At 70.1% G+C, this 14,700-nt stretch carries 15 protein-coding genes; 9 read left to right on the forward strand and 6 right to left on the reverse strand.

Annotation, left to right across the window (positions count from 1 at the left end):
• The first annotated feature begins 31 nt into the window (after positions 1 to 31).
• Positions 32 to 457, forward strand: coding sequence for a MarR family winged helix-turn-helix transcriptional regulator (locus tag AC07TY_RS10875; protein WP_488625583.1), 426 nt, complete (start codon positions 32 to 34; stop codon positions 455 to 457).
• A gap of 4 nt (positions 458 to 461) precedes the next feature.
• Positions 462 to 1,730, forward strand: a complete 1,269-nt coding sequence (locus tag AC07TY_RS10880; RefSeq protein ID WP_123506384.1) for an MFS transporter — start codon at positions 462 to 464, stop codon at positions 1,728 to 1,730.
• Between the two features lie 206 nt (positions 1,731 to 1,936).
• Here the strand turns inward: AC07TY_RS10880 and AC07TY_RS10885 are convergent, their stop codons facing one another.
• The gene (locus AC07TY_RS10885; protein WP_494785353.1) at positions 1,937 to 3,139 is read right to left on the reverse strand and encodes a TetR/AcrR family transcriptional regulator; all 1,203 of its coding nucleotides are present in this window, start codon (positions 3,137 to 3,139) and stop codon (positions 1,937 to 1,939) included.
• Between the two features lie 200 nt (positions 3,140 to 3,339).
• On the opposite strand from AC07TY_RS10885, the gene AC07TY_RS10890 reads away from it, so the two are divergent.
• Genes AC07TY_RS10890 through AC07TY_RS10910 form a run of 5 tightly spaced genes read left to right on the forward strand, consistent with a single transcriptional unit; the run spans position 3,340 to position 7,901 of the window.
• Positions 3,340 to 3,990 carry an ABC transporter permease gene (locus tag AC07TY_RS10890; protein ID WP_370454093.1) on the forward strand — a complete coding sequence of 217 codons (651 nt, stop codon included), beginning with the start codon at positions 3,340 to 3,342 and terminating at the stop codon, positions 3,988 to 3,990.
• Positions 3,977 to 5,242, forward strand: a complete 1,266-nt coding sequence (locus AC07TY_RS10895; protein ID WP_494785354.1) for an ATP-binding cassette domain-containing protein — start codon at positions 3,977 to 3,979, stop codon at positions 5,240 to 5,242. The genes AC07TY_RS10890 and AC07TY_RS10895 overlap by 14 nt, the downstream gene beginning before the upstream one ends.
• Positions 5,239 to 6,000, forward strand: a complete 762-nt coding sequence (locus tag AC07TY_RS10900) for an ABC transporter permease (RefSeq protein ID WP_123506387.1) — start codon at positions 5,239 to 5,241, stop codon at positions 5,998 to 6,000. The genes AC07TY_RS10895 and AC07TY_RS10900 overlap by 4 nt, the downstream gene beginning before the upstream one ends.
• Positions 5,997 to 7,004 carry a glycine betaine ABC transporter substrate-binding protein gene (locus AC07TY_RS10905; protein ID WP_494785355.1) on the forward strand — a complete coding sequence of 336 codons (1,008 nt, stop codon included), beginning with the start codon at positions 5,997 to 5,999 and terminating at the stop codon, positions 7,002 to 7,004. The genes AC07TY_RS10900 and AC07TY_RS10905 overlap by 4 nt, the downstream gene beginning before the upstream one ends.
• 60 nt (positions 7,005 to 7,064) lie before the next feature.
• The gene (locus tag AC07TY_RS10910; protein ID WP_494785356.1) at positions 7,065 to 7,901 is read left to right on the forward strand and encodes a PhzF family phenazine biosynthesis protein; all 837 of its coding nucleotides are present in this window, start codon (positions 7,065 to 7,067) and stop codon (positions 7,899 to 7,901) included.
• A 292-nt stretch (positions 7,902 to 8,193) separates the two neighbouring features.
• On the opposite strand, the gene AC07TY_RS10915 is transcribed toward AC07TY_RS10910, so the two are convergent.
• The 3 genes from AC07TY_RS10915 to AC07TY_RS10925 all read right to left on the reverse strand — a co-directional run bounded on the left by AC07TY_RS10915 (position 8,194) and on the right by AC07TY_RS10925 (position 11,162).
• Positions 8,194 to 9,003 carry a hypothetical protein gene (locus AC07TY_RS10915; RefSeq protein ID WP_494785357.1) on the reverse strand — a complete coding sequence of 270 codons (810 nt, stop codon included), beginning with the start codon at positions 9,001 to 9,003 and terminating at the stop codon, positions 8,194 to 8,196.
• A gap of 201 nt (positions 9,004 to 9,204) precedes the next feature.
• Positions 9,205 to 10,338, reverse strand: a complete 1,134-nt coding sequence (locus AC07TY_RS10920) for a Gfo/Idh/MocA family protein (RefSeq protein WP_494785358.1) — start codon at positions 10,336 to 10,338, stop codon at positions 9,205 to 9,207.
• Positions 10,338 to 11,162 (reverse strand): sugar phosphate isomerase/epimerase family protein, encoded by an 825-nt coding sequence (locus AC07TY_RS10925; RefSeq protein ID WP_494785359.1) that lies wholly within the window; start codon positions 11,160 to 11,162, stop codon positions 10,338 to 10,340. The genes AC07TY_RS10920 and AC07TY_RS10925 overlap by 1 nt, the downstream gene beginning before the upstream one ends.
• A gap of 134 nt (positions 11,163 to 11,296) precedes the next feature.
• Here AC07TY_RS10925 and AC07TY_RS10930 point away from each other — a divergent pair, with 134 nt between their 5' ends.
• The gene (locus AC07TY_RS10930; RefSeq protein WP_494785360.1) at positions 11,297 to 11,887 is read left to right on the forward strand and encodes a TetR/AcrR family transcriptional regulator; all 591 of its coding nucleotides are present in this window, start codon (positions 11,297 to 11,299) and stop codon (positions 11,885 to 11,887) included.
• A 9-nt stretch (positions 11,888 to 11,896) separates the two neighbouring features.
• The gene (locus tag AC07TY_RS10935; protein ID WP_123506393.1) at positions 11,897 to 12,364 is read left to right on the forward strand and encodes an S-ribosylhomocysteine lyase; all 468 of its coding nucleotides are present in this window, start codon (positions 11,897 to 11,899) and stop codon (positions 12,362 to 12,364) included.
• A 24-nt stretch (positions 12,365 to 12,388) separates the two neighbouring features.
• On the opposite strand, the gene AC07TY_RS10940 is transcribed toward AC07TY_RS10935, so the two are convergent.
• Positions 12,389 to 13,594, reverse strand: a complete 1,206-nt coding sequence (locus AC07TY_RS10940) for a Gfo/Idh/MocA family protein (protein WP_494785361.1) — start codon at positions 13,592 to 13,594, stop codon at positions 12,389 to 12,391.
• A gap of 96 nt (positions 13,595 to 13,690) precedes the next feature.
• On the reverse strand, positions 13,691 to 14,695 hold the full coding sequence (locus AC07TY_RS10945) for a LacI family DNA-binding transcriptional regulator (RefSeq protein WP_494785362.1): 1,005 nt from the start codon (positions 14,693 to 14,695) through the stop codon (positions 13,691 to 13,693).
• Positions 14,696 to 14,700: the final 5 nt, after the last annotated feature.

Raw genomic sequence — 14,700 nt, forward strand, 5'->3', positions numbered from 1 at the left:
GCTTTGCATAGTCCAGTTATATAGTTGGCTTATGCCCAGCTCCGTCACCACCCAGGACACGGCGCACGCCCTCGAGGCGGTCATCACCTGGCTCCGCGACTCGCGCGAGCCCGCCGACATGTCGAAGAGCGCCCTCAGCGTCCTGGCGCGCCTCGACGCGCTCGGCCCGCTTCGCATCACGGACCTCGCCGTGCGCGAGGGCCTCACGCAGCCGGGCATGACCACGCTCGTCAATCGAATCGTCGGTCAGGGTCTCGCCGAGCGCCTCTCGGACCCCGACGACGGCCGGGCTGTGCTCGTCGCTCTGACCGGAGCCGGCGTCGCGCGGCTGACCGAGTACCGCGTCTCGCGGACCGCCACGATCGCGGCGCGACTCGAGCGCCTCGACCCCGAGTCGCGGCTCGCACTCACCCAGGCAACCGACGCCCTGCGCCGATTCGTCACAGAACAGGACTGATCACATGTCGCACCACTCCCCCGCCGGCCCCCACGAGAAGGCGCCGAGCCCCTTCAAGCAGCCGCGAGCGGTGTGGGCCGTCGCGTTCGCCTGCGTGGTCTCGTTCATGGGAATCGGCCTCGTCGACCCCATCCTCAAGACCCTCGCCGGCCAGCTGAGCGCGACCCCGTCGCAGGTCGAGCTGCTCTTCACCAGCTACCTCGTCGTCACTGCCGTCTGCATGCTCGGCACCGGCTGGATCTCGAGCCGCATAGGCGCGAAGCGCACCCTCATCGGCGGCCTCTCGATCATCGTCGTCTTCGCCGCCCTCGCCGGAGCCAGCGGCTCGATCGGCGAGATCGTCGGCTTCCGAGCCGGCTGGGGCCTCGGCAACGCGCTCTTCATCGCGACCTCGCTGTCGGTCATCGTCGGCTCGGCGAGCGGCGGCTTCGCCGGAGCGATCGTCCTCTACGAGAGCGCCCTCGGCGTCGGCATCGCGCTCGGCCCGCTGATCGGCGGCGTGCTCGGCTCGATCAGCTGGCGCGGGCCGTTCTTCGGGGTCTCGGCCCTGATGTTCATCGCCCTCCTCGCGACGGTCTTCCTCCTGCCGCCGCTCCCGAGACCGGCGCGCAAGCAGAAGCTCTCCGAGCCGCTCACGGCTCTCAAGCACAAGGCCCTGCGCACCACGAGCATCGTGGGCTTCCTCTACAACTGGGCTTTCTTCACGCTGCTCGGCTACTCGCCCTTCCTGATGGGCATCGACAGCCCGATCAAGCTCGGCTTCGTCTTCTGCGGCTGGGGCATCCTCGTCGCCGTCTTCGCCGTCTGGGGCGCGCCCTGGCTGCAGCGCCGGTTCGGCACCCCGAAGACGCTCTACGTCAACTTCGTGCTGATGGCCGTCGACCTCGCGGTCATCGGCATCGTCCCGTCGAACCACGTCGCGGTCATCGTCTGCGTGATCATCGCCGGCGCGTTCATCGGCGTGAACAACACGCTCGTGACCACGGCCGTGATGAGCATCTCGCCGGTCGAGCGCCCGGTCGCGAGCGCGACCTACGGCTTCGTCCGATTCATCGGCGGCGGCATGGCGCCGTTCGTCGCCGGCATCCTGGCTGCCGCGTTCAGCGAGCACGTCCCCTTCCTGCTGGGCACGGCGACCCTGGTGGCCGCGGCGATCGTCCTGAGCACGGCGCACAAGGCGCTCACCGCAGCCGACCGCGGCGAGGAGGCGCTGCCCGCCACCGCCGAAGAGGAGCACCTCGCCGAGGCCGAGGCCGTCGGCAACGCCGACTGACGCCGAACCGGCCTCGCACGCAGAAGGCCCGTCGTCCCCGAACTGGACGGCGGGCCTTGCAGTTGTGCGGGTGCGACGGCCGAACCCGAATCGGCCGTCACTCGATCTCCGCGGCCCCTACACCCCGTCTAATCGAGCTTGCCTCGTGAATGTAGCAAGGTTCGACCACAAAGTTAATACCTGGTCGAGAAAATGTTGTCTCGTGGTCAGGTGAGGTGCCGCGACGGCACCAGCGCCCGGTTGATCTCGGTACGAATCAGTTCGGCGGCGCCCTCCATCGGCAGGTAGAACGTCTGGATCCGCAGACCCTCCCAGAGCGCCAGCGTCCACGTCGCCTCCGCCACCGGTTCGACACCCGGCGCCAGCTCGCCCGCAGCCTCGACATCGCGGAAGACCCCCACCAGGCGGTCGAGCTGACCGCCGAACCGAGTGACGAAGTAGCCGTTCGCCGGATGCTGGGGCTCGATCGCCTCGAACGCCAGCGCCGACCGCACGCGCTCGATGTCCGCCTCGTTCTCGCGGGTGGTGCTCCGGGCGACCTCGTGCACCAGGCGCAGGAACTCGCCCCCGTCGCGAGCGATCCCCCGCGGAATCCGCGTGGCCAGCTCCGTCCCGTCCGAGTCGAAGACGCCCTGCAGCAGCGCCTGCTTGGTGGGGTAGTGGTAGAGCAGCGTGCTGTGGGCGATGCCGGCGTCCGCGGCGATCTCGCGGATCCTCGCGTCCCGGTAGCCCGAGGAGGCGAAGACCCGGATGGCGGAGCGCAGGATCCGCGCCTCGACCGCGTCGTCGTCACCGCGAGGCGCGTCCGACGCGGCGGCGGGCTCTCCCCGGGGCGCCGCCGGGGTCTCCGTCGTCGCGCCCGTCCGCAGCCGGTAGGCGAGCGACTGCGCGGCGTCGACCCGCCCGGGCAGGTACAGCCCGAGGAGGCGGAGGCCGTCCCAGGCGGCGTGCAGGGCCGGACCGACCGAGCCGAACTCGCCGACCAGCCTGGCGTGGACGCCGTTCATCTGGCCGATGATCCAGTCGTGCCCGAGGTGCTCCGGCGTCCGCGCCTCACCGAGCATCACCGTATACAGCTCCGTCTCCCGGCGCCGCGAGGCGAGCTGCTCGGCCTGGAGCACGATCCGCTCGGCCGCGTCGAGCCGGCCGAGCTCGGAGCCGGTGAGGGCGGCCAGGTTGCGGTCCTGGATGCGCTCGAGCAGGGCGACGAACAGAGCCTGCTTCGTGGCGAAGTGGCGGGCCACACCCGGAGCGCTCATCCCGGCCGCGACCGACACCCGTCGGATCGACGTCTCGGCATAGCCGCCCTCGGCCAGAGCCCGCTCGGCGGCGTCGAGGATCTCCACCCGCGACGCGGCACTCCGCAGCCGACGCCCGTCGGGGCGACTGCTGTCCGAGGCGGGATTCACGAGGTCCTCTCGAGGTCGATGGGGCCCGACTCTACGCGGATCGACCGAACTTAGTTACTCCCTGGTCGAACGTCTGCCATCCGTCTGATTCGAGGGAAACGCGAAACGTCACTAGGCTGGTCGGCATTTGCTCGCGACGGGTGTCGCCCAGACGAGCCGTGACCTCGTGCTTACTGATGTGAACGGAACGTATACGACTGATGCTGTGGAAATTTCTCGTCGACCGATGGGACCAGATCTGGTTCTCGTCCTGGCAGCATCTGTCGCTGGTGATCCAGTGCCTCGTGCTCGCCGTGGTGATCGCGCTGGTGATCGCCGCCCTCGTCTACCGGAGCCGGACCTGGAGCGGGATCGCCAACGGCGTCTCCGCCGTGGGGCTCACGATCCCGTCCTTCGCCCTGATCGGGCTCCTGATCGCGCCGCTCGGCTTCGGCGTCGTGCCGTCGGTCGTCGTGGTGACCTTCTTCGCCGCGCTGCCGATCCTGCGCAACGCCGTCGTCGGCCTCTCGGAGGTCGATGAGGGGGTGGTCGAGTCGGCGCGCGGCATCGGCATGAGCCGGTTCCGCACCTTCGCCACCGTCGAGCTCCCTCTGGCCTGGCCCATCATCCTGACCGGCGTGCGCATCTCGGCGCAGATGGTCATGGGCGTGGCGGCCGTGACGGCCTACGGCCTCGGCCCCGGTCTCGGCGGCTTCGTCTTCTCGGGTCTGTCCCGCCTCGGCGGCGCCAACTCCCTGCAGTCCGTCGTGGTCGGGGTGGTGGGCGTCGTCGTCCTCGCCTTCGTCCTCGACCTCCTTCTTCTCGGCCTCGGCCGACTGACCATCTCGCGAGGTATCCGTGTCGCACGCTGACCCCACCACCACCACCACCACCACCACCACCACCACCACCGACTCCGGTCGCAGCATCCTGCTCGACCAGGTCACCAAGCGCTACCCCGGCCAGGCGAAGCCCGCCGTCGACGGCATCACGCTCGAGATCCCCGCCGGCAAGATCGTCATGCTCGTCGGCCCCTCGGGCTGCGGCAAGACCACGACGCTCAAGATGATCAACCGGCTCATCGAGCCGACCGAGGGCCGCATCGTCCTCGGCGACGACGACGTGACCGGCATCGACGGCGACGAGCTGCGCCGCCAGATCGGCTACGTCATCCAGGCCGGCGGGCTCTTCCCGCACATGACGGTCGCAACCAACATCGGCGTCGTGCCGAAGATGCTGGGCTGGTCGAAAGACCGGATCGCCGCCCGCGTCGACGAGCTCCTCGAGCTCGTGTCGCTCGACCCCGAGGTCTACCGCGACCGCTTCCCCAAGGAGCTCTCGGGCGGACAGCAGCAGCGCGTCGGAGTCGCCCGCGCCCTCGCCGCCGACCCGCCCGTGCTGCTGATGGACGAGCCCTTCGGCGCCGTCGATCCGATCACGCGCCAGCGCCTGCAGGACGAGCTGATCAACATCCAGCACGAGCTGCACAAGACCATCGTGATCGTCACCCACGACTTCGACGAGGCCGTGAAGCTCGGCGACTGGATCGTCGTCTTCTCGGAGGGGGCGCACATCGTGCAGTACGACACCCCCGAGCGGATCCTCGCCGAGCCCGCCAACGAGTTCGTCGAGAACTTCATCGGCGCCGGCGCAGGCCTCAAGCAGCTCACGCTCAACCGCGTGCGCGACGTCGAGCTCGCCGACGCGGTCGTCGTCCAGGCGGGCGAATCCGCCGCCGCGGTGCTCGCGCGCATCGAGGCGGCCGGTCACGGCCACGCCGTGATCGTCGACTCCCGCGAGCGCCCGATCCGCTGGCCCTCGAAGCGCCAGCTCGGCCGCATGGAGACCGTGCCGTCCGACGTCGACCCGAACCTCCCGGTCGTCGGACAGGGCGCGACGCTGAACGACGCCCTCGACACCATGCTCGTGTCGAGCGCGGGGGCCGCCCTGGTGACGGGGCCGCGCGACCGGTTCGTCGGCGTGATCACCGTCGAGGTGGTCATGGAGGCGATCACGCGCTCCCGCCGGCTGGCGGCGGAGAGCGCCGAGAAGCCGGTCGGCACGAACACCGGCACGTTCGACGTCGTCGTGGATCCTGCGCTCGCCTCCGAGGCCCCGGCATGAGCGACGTCGTCACCGCCCGCGCGCCGGCGAGCACGCACCCCTGGCGCGGCCTCGCCGCACAGCCGATCGCCGTGCTCGTGGTGCTCGCCGGCTTCGTCGTCTGGCTGAACACGGCCGACCTCTCGGCGTCGGAGCGCTCGACCCTCAACCCGGCCGATCTGCTCGACTACACGGGCCAGCACCTGGCGCTCACCTTCGTGTCGGCCGTCATCGTGCTCGTCATCGCGATCCCGCTCGGTGTGCTCCTGACCCGTCCGCCGCTGAACCGCGCCAGCGGCGTGATCCTGGCCGTCAGCAACGTCGGCCAGGCGGCACCCGCCATCGGCCTCGTCGTGCTCCTCGCCTTCTGGCTGGGCTTCTCGTTCTGGGCTGCGGTCGTCGCGCTCGTGGCCTACGCGATCCTGCCGGTGCTGCGCAACACGATGATCGGCATCCAGAGCGTCGACGCCCGGCTCGTCGAGGCGGGCCGCGGCATGGGCATGTCGGCGTTCTCCGTGCTGATGAAGGTCGAGCTGCCCCTGGCGGTGCCCGTGATGCTCTCGGGCATCCGCACGGCCCTCGTGCTCCTGGTCGGCTCGGCCGCCCTCGCGACCTTCATCGGCGCCGGCGGACTCGGGCTGCTCATCACGACCGGCGTGACGCTCTTCCTGCCGAAGGTGCTCGTCTCGGGCGCCCTTCTCATCGCCCTGCTCGCCCTCCTGATCGACTGGCTCGGCCGCATGGTCGAGCACGTCGCCCGACCGAAGGGACTCCGATGACCCGCCGCCGCCCGATCCTGAGCTCCGCACTGGTCGCAGGAACTGCCGCCTCCGCCCTCCTCCTCACCGGCTGCGGGCTCCAGCCCGCGACGGCCTTCGTCCCGGCCACCGCTCCGGGCACCATCAAGCCGATCGCCGGCCTCCCCGACGACGCGCACCTCACCGTGACGACGAAGAACTTCACCGAGCAGCTGATCCTCGGCAAGATCGCCGTGCTGGCGGCGCAGACCGCGGGCTTCGATGTGACCGACATGACGAACACGCCCGGCAGCGTCGCGGTGCGCCAGCTGATGCTGACCGGCGGCGCCGACATGACGTACGAGTACACGGGTACAGCGTGGCTGACCTACCTCGGCAACACGAAGGGCATCCCCGACAAGCAGAAGCAGTACGCGGCGGTCCGCGACGCCGACGCTGCGAACGGCCTCGACTGGCTGACGCCCGCGCCGCTCAACAACACGTACGCGATGGCCGTGCGGTCGGAGGCCGTGAAAGACCTCGACGGCATCTCGTCGCTGTCGCAGATCAAAGACCTGCCGGTCTCGGAACGGACCTTCTGCGTCGAGTCGGAGTTCAACTCGCGCGCCGACGGGTTCAGGCCGATGCTCGCGAAGTACGGGCTGAAGCTCGGCTCGTCGGGAGAGGACGGCGTGCCGTCGTCGAATGTCAGCATCCTCGACACCGGCACCGTGTACACGGCGACCGACCGCGGCAAATGCAACTTCGGAGAGGTGTTCACGACCGACGGCCGGATCAACTCGCTCGACCTGACGGTGCTCGACGACGACGAGGGGTTCTTCCCCGCCTACAACGTCGCGCCGGTCTTCGCCTCCGCCACGCTGAAGGAGTACCCGCAGCTGAAGGGCGTCTTCGACCAGATCTCGCCGAAGCTGACCGACACCCAGATGCGCAAGCTCAACCTGAAGGTCGATGTCGACGGCGAAGAGCCCGCCGACGTCGCATTCGACTGGATGGTGAAGGAAGGCTTCATCAGCAGGCCCTAGCGGGCCAGGGGCCGCCGATTGGCCCTTTCGGCGGCCCCTGACCACCCCTAGCGTTGCCGCATGATCAAGCGCCCCTTCTCTCAGGTCGACGTCTTCTCGTCGGTGCCCTACCTCGGCAACCCGGTCGCTGTCGTGCTCGACGCCGACGGAGTGACCGACGAGGCCATGGCCGCGTTCGCGCGCTGGACGAACCTCTCCGAGACCACGTTCGTGCTGCCTCCGACCACGCCCGACGCCGACTACCGCCTCCGCATCTTCACGCCGGGCGGCGAGCTCCCGTTCGCCGGCCACCCGACGCTCGGCTCGGCGCACGCCTGGCTCGAGGCCGGCGGCGTCCCCGCCCGCGGCGACCTGATCGTGCAGGAGTGCATCGCGGGCCTGATCGACATCCGCCGCGACGGCGCCACCCTGGCCTTCGCCGCTCCCCCGACCACGCGCTCCGGCCCGGTCGACGAGGAGACCGTCGAGCGCATCGCCCGAGGGCTGGGAGTCGAGCGCTCCGAGATCCTCAGCCACCAGTGGATCGTCAACGGCCCGCCGTGGCTGGCCGTCGAGCTCGCGTCGGCCGAGAGGGTGCTCGGCCTCGAGCCCGACCTGTCGATCATCCCCGACCTGAACACGGGCGTCTTCGGCGCCTACCCCGAGGGCCACGAGCACGCCCACGAGGTGCGCGGCTTCGTGCCGATCATCGGCGTGCCCGAAGACCCGGTGACCGGCAGCCTCAACGCGTCGCTCGCCCAGTGGCTGCACCGCGAGGGCCGGACGTCCGCCGCCTACACGAACGGCCAGGGCACGCGCCTCGGCCGCGACGGCGTCGTGCGCATCACGGTCGTCGACGACGCGGTCTGGGTCGGCGGCGAGAGCACGACGGCGATCGCCGGGACCGTGCTGCTGTAGCCGCGCCGGGTTCGGCTCGGCGGCGGGGGCGAGTTCCTGCGCCCCTAGTCGCCGTGGCTTCTGCGTCGATGTCGGACCAGCAAGCTCATGCCCACGAGGCCTAGTAAGTACCCGGGTAGCCACCACCCGAGCGCTGGCTCGTCGATGGGAGCCGGCCGGACGACTCCGATCACCGTCCACGCCACGACCGGAGAGACTGCCACGAGTGCACCCCCGACACGACCGAGTCGCAGCAGGGCGATTCCAAGAGCACACCCGAGCGCGAGGCCGAAGGCGACTGAACTGGTCACCGTCAGCACTTCGGGAAAGTCGGCCACCACGTGCCGATGGTCGGCGGGAATCCGACGATGTGGGCTCGGATGCACTTCCCGCCGGAGAGCTGGGCGGCGCTGAAGGCAGCGAAGACTCCGCACCCGACCATGAGGGCGCGCATTGCGGGATGTGGAGCCTTGGCAAGCAGCGCGGTGCAACTGCCGACCGTGCCGACGACCGTAAAGCTCTCGCTCTTGGTGAACGTGATCTGGTAGTAGCCGACGTACGTCTTGATCGTCGGATCGGCGACCACCGGGTAGACGGTGTCCCGACGAGTCGTTACTTCTTGAACGAGCCTGGACCCGTCTACGACATACCGAGTCGCCAGCCTGACCCCATGCGAGTCCACTGCCCACGGTGCCGCGATCCCGGCCAGGAACTCACCGTCTTCGTCGCTGACGCTCACGCGACCGTCGGCCAGGACGAACAGCTCCGTGTCAGGACCGAAATCCCAGCTCGCGGTTTGCCCCGCCGTCGTGAGCACTGCTGCAAGTCGCGTCGTCTCAGGATCCAAGCGATCGACTGTGTACGCAGGAGCGCTGCTTGATGCCGCCCTGGCGTCGGTTGCTACGGCAACTCCGGCCGCGGAATCGCCAACGGCGACCCGTTCGCCTGGCACCGCCACCAGCGGCTTTGCGGGGTCTATGTCGTCATCGAGGCCCATCATGCCCTCGGCGCGGGCCACGGCGTCGGTCGCCGACGGCGAGGCGGACGCGTAAGCGGCCCCGGGAACGGACGTGGCGGCGATCACTGCAACGGTGATGATGCCTAAGAACAGGTGTCTCTTCATTGAAGCCTCACTCTCATTTTCATTCAACATACTGGATGAGAAGTCGGGATTTCAAGGAATGATCGCATCGCCCGCAGACGATGCAGAAACGGCTCGATCCCTCCGGAAGAGCGGAGGGGGCGAGCCGATTCAGCGGGCCGGAGCCCCAAAAGCGCGGGGCCGCGCGGGCAGGGCCGCGGGCACCGCGCCGCGGGCGCGGCGCTACAGGGTGGCCGCGAGCGGATCGAACGACTCGGGCAGCGACGGCACGGGGCCGACGGTGCTCTCGACGTCGACGTACTCACGGCGGGCAACGCTCTCCTCGACGGCGACCATGGTGTCGAGCACGTGGTAGCCGACCTCGCCGGTGGCGACGTGGACTCCGCCGCCGCGGATGGCCCGGGCGATGTCGAGCACGCCGAGTCCGCGGCCGAAGACCTCGCCGACGTCGGGCAGGGTCTCCCAGTCCTGCTCGATCGGGAACCCGGTGATCCCGGTCAGCGGGCGCACGACCTTGATCGGGGTGTCGCCGAAGGTGTTCGGGTCGGGCAGCACGATCGTGCCCTCGGTGCCGTTGACCTCGAAGACCCCGTGGCGGAACAGCGCGGTGTCGTTGCTGAGCAGGCTCTGCGCCGCTCCCCCGCCCTCGAACGACGACAGCACGCTGAGATGGGTCGGCACCTCGACGGGGAACACCTCGCCGGTGCGGGGGCCCTCCTTGATCGTGCGGGTGGCCTGCGCCTTCGTGCCGAAAGCCGCGACCGACTCGATCGGACCGAACAGGTGCACGAGCGCCGTGAAGTAGTACGGGCCCATGTCGAACAGCGGGCCGGCGCCCTTCGCGAACAGGAAGTCGGCGTTGGGGTGCATGAGGTCGGGCCCCTGCCACTGCATGCTCGTCACGGCGGTCAGCGGCGTGCCGATGATGCCGCCTTCGATCGCGCGCTTGGCGGCCTGCCAGCCGGCGCCGAGCACGGTGTCCGGTGCGATGCCGAGACGGAGGCCGGAACTCGCGGCGAGCTCGACGAGCCCCTTCGCCGTGGCGCGGTCGACGCCGATCGGCTTCTCGCTCCAGACGTGCTTCCCGGCCTCGAGTGCACTCGTCGACACGGCCACGTGGGCCGCCGGGATGGTCAGGTTGACGACGATCTCGACGTCGGGGTCGGCGAGCACGTCGTCGGCCGTGCCCGAGCGGGGCACGCCCCATTTGGCGGCCTGCGCGGCCGCGCGCTCGGCGTCGATGTCGCCGATCACCAGCACCTCGACATCGGGGAAGCGCGTGAGGTTGGCGAGGTAGGCGTCGCTGATCATGCCGGCTCCGATGAAGCCGACTCCGACCCTGCCGGTGCCGGGCATCAGGCGCTCGCCTTCGTGCCGGCGGCGTCGATCTCGGCGATCGTCGCGGTCAGCCAGTCGAAGCTGCCCTGGACTCCGTCGAAGATATCGCCCTGGAACCCGTCGAACTCGATGACGGCGTACTTCAGGTGCGGGTTCGAGGCCAGCGCGGCGGCCAGCGGCACGTCGCCCCGGCCGGCCGAGACCTGGTCGGTCGGGACGTTCGCCGTCGTGATCTCGCGGTCCATCGGGCCGTCCTTCACGTGGACGGCGAGCACCTGCTCGCCCAGCCCGGAGACGAACTCGGCGATGTCGACGTGCGCGGCGGTCGCCCAGTAGAGGTCGACCTCGAGCTTCACGGCAGGATCGATGAGCTCGGCGAGCACGGCCAGGGCTGGCTTGCCCTCGATGATCGACCGGAGCTCGTGGTCGTGGTTGTGGTACCCGACGAGGAGCCCCTCCTTCGCCGCGTCGATCGACGCCGCGTTGAGAGCGTCGGCGATGCGCTTCACGCCGTCGAGGGTCGACCACTCGTCGACTCCGACGAACGGGTCGATGACGGTCGTCATGCCGAGCTCGGCCGCGGCTCCGAATGTCTCGGCGCGGCTGGGGGCCGTCATCGTCGTGCCGTCGGGCAGCGGGATCTCGGACTGCACCAGGAAGGCGTGGCCGGTCGCCGCGGTGATGCCGTGGGCGCCGAACGCCTTCGCGAGCTGCGGCGCGCGTCGCACGAAGTCGAAGGCCTCGACCGTCGTGAAGCCGATCTCGGCGAGGCGGGCGAGGCCGCCGTCGAGATCGGACTCGAGGGCGGAATTGACTGTGTAGAGCTGGAGCGAGATGTCCATCGGTTCTCCCAGAGTGAGCCGGGCGTCTTCGCCCGGGACGCGCGCCTGTGGCCGTCGCGACGACCGTAGCACCGAAAACCTCCACGTGGATGTTTTTCTGCGAGGGGACCGCGCTGAACGGCTACTCTCGGGACATGACCACCCGAGGCCCATACCCGAAGGGCGTCCAGCGCCGACGCGAGATCCTCGACCGAGCCCTCGAGGTGTTCGCCGAGAAGGGCTTCGAGAGCACCTCCCTGCGGGCCATCGGCGAGGCGATCGGCGTCTCGCACGCGGCCTTGTCGCACTACTTCGAGTCGCGGGAGGCTCTGCTCGTCGAGGTGCTGCGCGAGCGCGACCTCCAGGGCGCCGAAGCCATCGCCGACATCGACGGCGTGCTCGAGCGGACCACGGTCATCGCCGAGCACAACAAGAACGTGCCGGGGCTGGTCGGCCTGCACACGGTGATGATGGCGTCCGCCGTCGAGCCGGGTCACGAGGTCGCGACCGAGTTCTTCACCGACCGATTCGAGAGGGGACGCGAGTCCACGCGAGCGGCTCTCGAGCACGACCTGGCCGAGCGCGGCATCGCCCCCGGCGTCGACCTCGACGACCTCGCGTCGCTGATCATGGCCGCGTCGGACGGCCTGCAGGTGCAGTGGCTGCTCGACGACCGGATCGACATCCCGCGCATTCTCGCCCTGATCGAGCGCATCGTCGTTCCCGCGCACACCGACGGTGCGTAGGCTCGTCCCATGGAAGAAAAGCGCATGAACGTCGAGTCGTTCAACCTCGACCACCGCATCGTGAAGGCGCCGTTCGTCCGGCTCGCCGATCACAAAGACCTGCCGGGCGGCGACACGCTCTCGAAGTACGACCTCCGTTTCGCCCAGCCGAACGTCTCGCGGCTCGACATGAAGGCCGTGCACTCGCTCGAGCACCTGTTCGCCGAGCACTCGCGCAACCACTCGTCGAAGGTGATCGACTTCTCGCCGATGGGCTGCCAGACCGGCTTCTACCTGCTGCTCGAGGGCACGCCCGAGGTCGACGACGTCTACACGCTCATCGAGCAGACGCTGACCGACATCCTCGCGGCGACGGAGGTTCCGGCCGCGAACGAGACGCAGTGCGGCTGGGGCTCGAACCACTCGCTGGAGGCCGCGCAGGACGCCGCCCGGGAGTTCCTGCGCCAGCGTGACGAGTGGTCGCAGATCTACGCCTGACCGGCCCTCGCCAGGGCAGCCCGGTCAGAGGGCGGGGGCCGGCGCGGCGTACGTGAGCGGCCCGTCGACGGACGGCACGTCGTGCCAGGCGCCGTCGGCGAGGGATTTCTCGGCGGCCTCGACGATGGCGGCCGCCGCGAGCCCGTCGGCGACCGAGGGCGCGATCTGCGTGCCGGAGAGCACCGACGCCACGAACTGCGCCGCCTCGATCGTCTTGAGGTCGTCGAAGCCCATGCCCGTTCCGCCGCCCGGCTGGAAGCGCCCGAACTCGCCGTGCCCGGGCGACATGTACACGGTCGAGTAGCCGTACTCGCCGGCCTCGGAGTCGTCGGGCAGGCACACCTCGAGCTCGTTCAGCCGCTGGAAGTCCCACCGCACCGACCCCAGCGTGCCGTAGACCTCGAGCGCGTACTCGGCGCGCGGGCCCCGCATGATCCGGCTGGAGTCCATCGTGCCGACGGCGCCGTTCTCGAACCGCATCAGCAGCGCCGCGTAGTCGTCGTTCTCGACCCGCTTGAGCTCGCCCGATCCGGCGGCCGACCGGTCGACGACGCCCGCCGCCGGGACGGGGCGCTCCGTGATGAACGTCTCGGCCATCGCCGAGACGCTCGCGATCCGGCCGACGACGTACTGCGCGAGGTCGAGGCCGTGCGACAGCAGGTCGCCGAGCACTCCGGAGCCCGCTTGCTCGCGCTCGAAGCGCCAGGTCAGCGGCGCCAGCGGGTTCGACGAGTAGTCGGCGAGCAGGGTGCCGCGCACGTTGGTGATGCGCCCGAGGCGGCCGTCGCTCACGAGCTTCTTCATGTGCTCGATCGCCGGGGCGTGACGGTAGTTGAAGCCGACGCAGGTGATGACGCCGGCGCTCGCGACCGCATCGGCGATCTGGCGCGAGTCGGATGCGTAGCGCCCCATCGGCTTCTCGATCCAGAACGGCTTGCCCGCGGCGGCGGCGGCGACGGCCATCTCGCGGTGCAGGAAGTTCGGCGAGCAGATCGACACGACGTCGACGGCGGGGTCGGCGAGCACCTCGCGGTAGTCGCTCACCGAGCGCTCGTAGCCGAGGCGCGACACGGCCTCGGCGGCGGCCTGAGGCACCGGATCGGCTGCGACGACGAAGCGGGGCGACACGTCGAGCTCGGGGAAGTGGTCCGGGAGGGCGCGGTAGGCCCGCGAGTGGAGGCGGCCCATCCAGCCCACGCTGATGAGTCCGATGCCGAGTTCCTGCGCCATTGAAGCTCCTTCGATTCAGGCCGCCGTTCGCGGCGAGCACGACTAGAGCGCTCTAGTTTGACAATACCAGGCCGCTCATGTCATGACAAACACGGCTTAGGAACTCGGGGCGGTCGCCGACGACCGCACCACGAGCCGCGGCGAGAGCGACACGTCGACGACCTCCCCGGCCGGATTCTCGAGCCGCCACAGGGCGGCCTCCGCGCTCCGCCTCCCGAGCTCGAGCGCGTGCTGGTCGACCGACGTCAGGCCCACCGCCCGCAGCCCCGAGAGCGGGCTGTCGTCGTAGCCCACCACCGAGAGGTCGTCGGGCACCCGCAGGCCGAGACGCCCGGCTGCCTCGACGACGCCGAGGGCTGCCAGGTCGTTGTTCGCGAACACCGCCGTGGGGCGCCCCGGCCCGCCCAGCAGCGGGGTCGCCACCGCGAGCGCGGCCTCCAGTGTCGGCACCGCCGTGACGACCTGCGGCGTCAGCCCGAGCTCGTGCATCCGCGCCTCGTAGCCGGCGCGGCGGTCGGTGCGGCCGTCGGTGGGCGGGACGGCGAGGTGGGCGATCCTGCGGTGGCCCAGGGAGTAGAGGTGGTCGACGACGAGGCGGGCGCCCGCCAGGTCGTCGGCGTAGACGCTGTCGACGCCGGGCACTCGACGAGCGACGCTGACGAGGCGGTCGGCGCCGACGAGCGCGATCAGCTCGCGGTCGGAGAGCACCGCGCCGGCCGCGAGGACGACGTCGGCCCGCGCGCCGAGGAGCGTCTCGAGCGCCGGGCGGTCGCGGGTGCCCGCGGTGTCGCCGACGCCGAGCACGAGGTGGGCACGCGCTTCTTCGGTCACGGCACTGACGCCGTCGAAGATGTCGGCGAAGACGGGGTTGCGCAGATCGAGAAGGAAGAGCCCCAGCGACCTCCCGGTGCGGCTCGCCAGGCGCGAGGCCACCGTGTTCGGGCGGTACCGGAGCGCTCGGCCCGCGGCGAGGATGTGCTCGCGGGTCTCGTCGCTGACACCCGCGACACCGCGGTACGCGATGCTGACGAGCGAGCGCGACACCCCGGCGGCCGCGGCGACGTCGTCCATGGTGACGCGGGGGCGGGAGGTCTCGGGCATGGCCA

It is taken from the genome of Frondihabitans sp. GW821-FHT04F02 (genome assembly GCF_059420045.1).

Coding starts and splice junctions, on each gene's coding strand:
- AC07TY_RS10900 (WP_123506387.1), top strand. CDS start 5,239: ATGAGCGACGTCGTCACCGCCCGCGCGCCGGCGAGCACGCACCCCTGG.
- AC07TY_RS10875 (WP_488625583.1), top strand. CDS start 32: ATGCCCAGCTCCGTCACCACCCAGGACACGGCGCACGCCCTCGAGGCG.
- AC07TY_RS10945 (WP_494785362.1), bottom strand. CDS start 14,695: ATGCCCGAGACCTCCCGCCCCCGCGTCACCATGGACGACGTCGCCGCG.
- AC07TY_RS10890 (WP_370454093.1), top strand. CDS start 3,340: ATGCTGTGGAAATTTCTCGTCGACCGATGGGACCAGATCTGGTTCTCG.
- AC07TY_RS10880 (WP_123506384.1), top strand. CDS start 462: ATGTCGCACCACTCCCCCGCCGGCCCCCACGAGAAGGCGCCGAGCCCC.
- AC07TY_RS10925 (WP_494785359.1), bottom strand. CDS start 11,162: ATGGACATCTCGCTCCAGCTCTACACAGTCAATTCCGCCCTCGAGTCC.
- AC07TY_RS10920 (WP_494785358.1), bottom strand. CDS start 10,338: ATGCCCGGCACCGGCAGGGTCGGAGTCGGCTTCATCGGAGCCGGCATG.
- AC07TY_RS10940 (WP_494785361.1), bottom strand. CDS start 13,594: ATGGCGCAGGAACTCGGCATCGGACTCATCAGCGTGGGCTGGATGGGC.
- AC07TY_RS10930 (WP_494785360.1), top strand. CDS start 11,297: ATGACCACCCGAGGCCCATACCCGAAGGGCGTCCAGCGCCGACGCGAG.
- AC07TY_RS10935 (WP_123506393.1), top strand. CDS start 11,897: ATGGAAGAAAAGCGCATGAACGTCGAGTCGTTCAACCTCGACCACCGC.
- AC07TY_RS10915 (WP_494785357.1), bottom strand. CDS start 9,003: ATGAAGAGACACCTGTTCTTAGGCATCATCACCGTTGCAGTGATCGCC.
- AC07TY_RS10905 (WP_494785355.1), top strand. CDS start 5,997: ATGACCCGCCGCCGCCCGATCCTGAGCTCCGCACTGGTCGCAGGAACT.
- AC07TY_RS10910 (WP_494785356.1), top strand. CDS start 7,065: ATGATCAAGCGCCCCTTCTCTCAGGTCGACGTCTTCTCGTCGGTGCCC.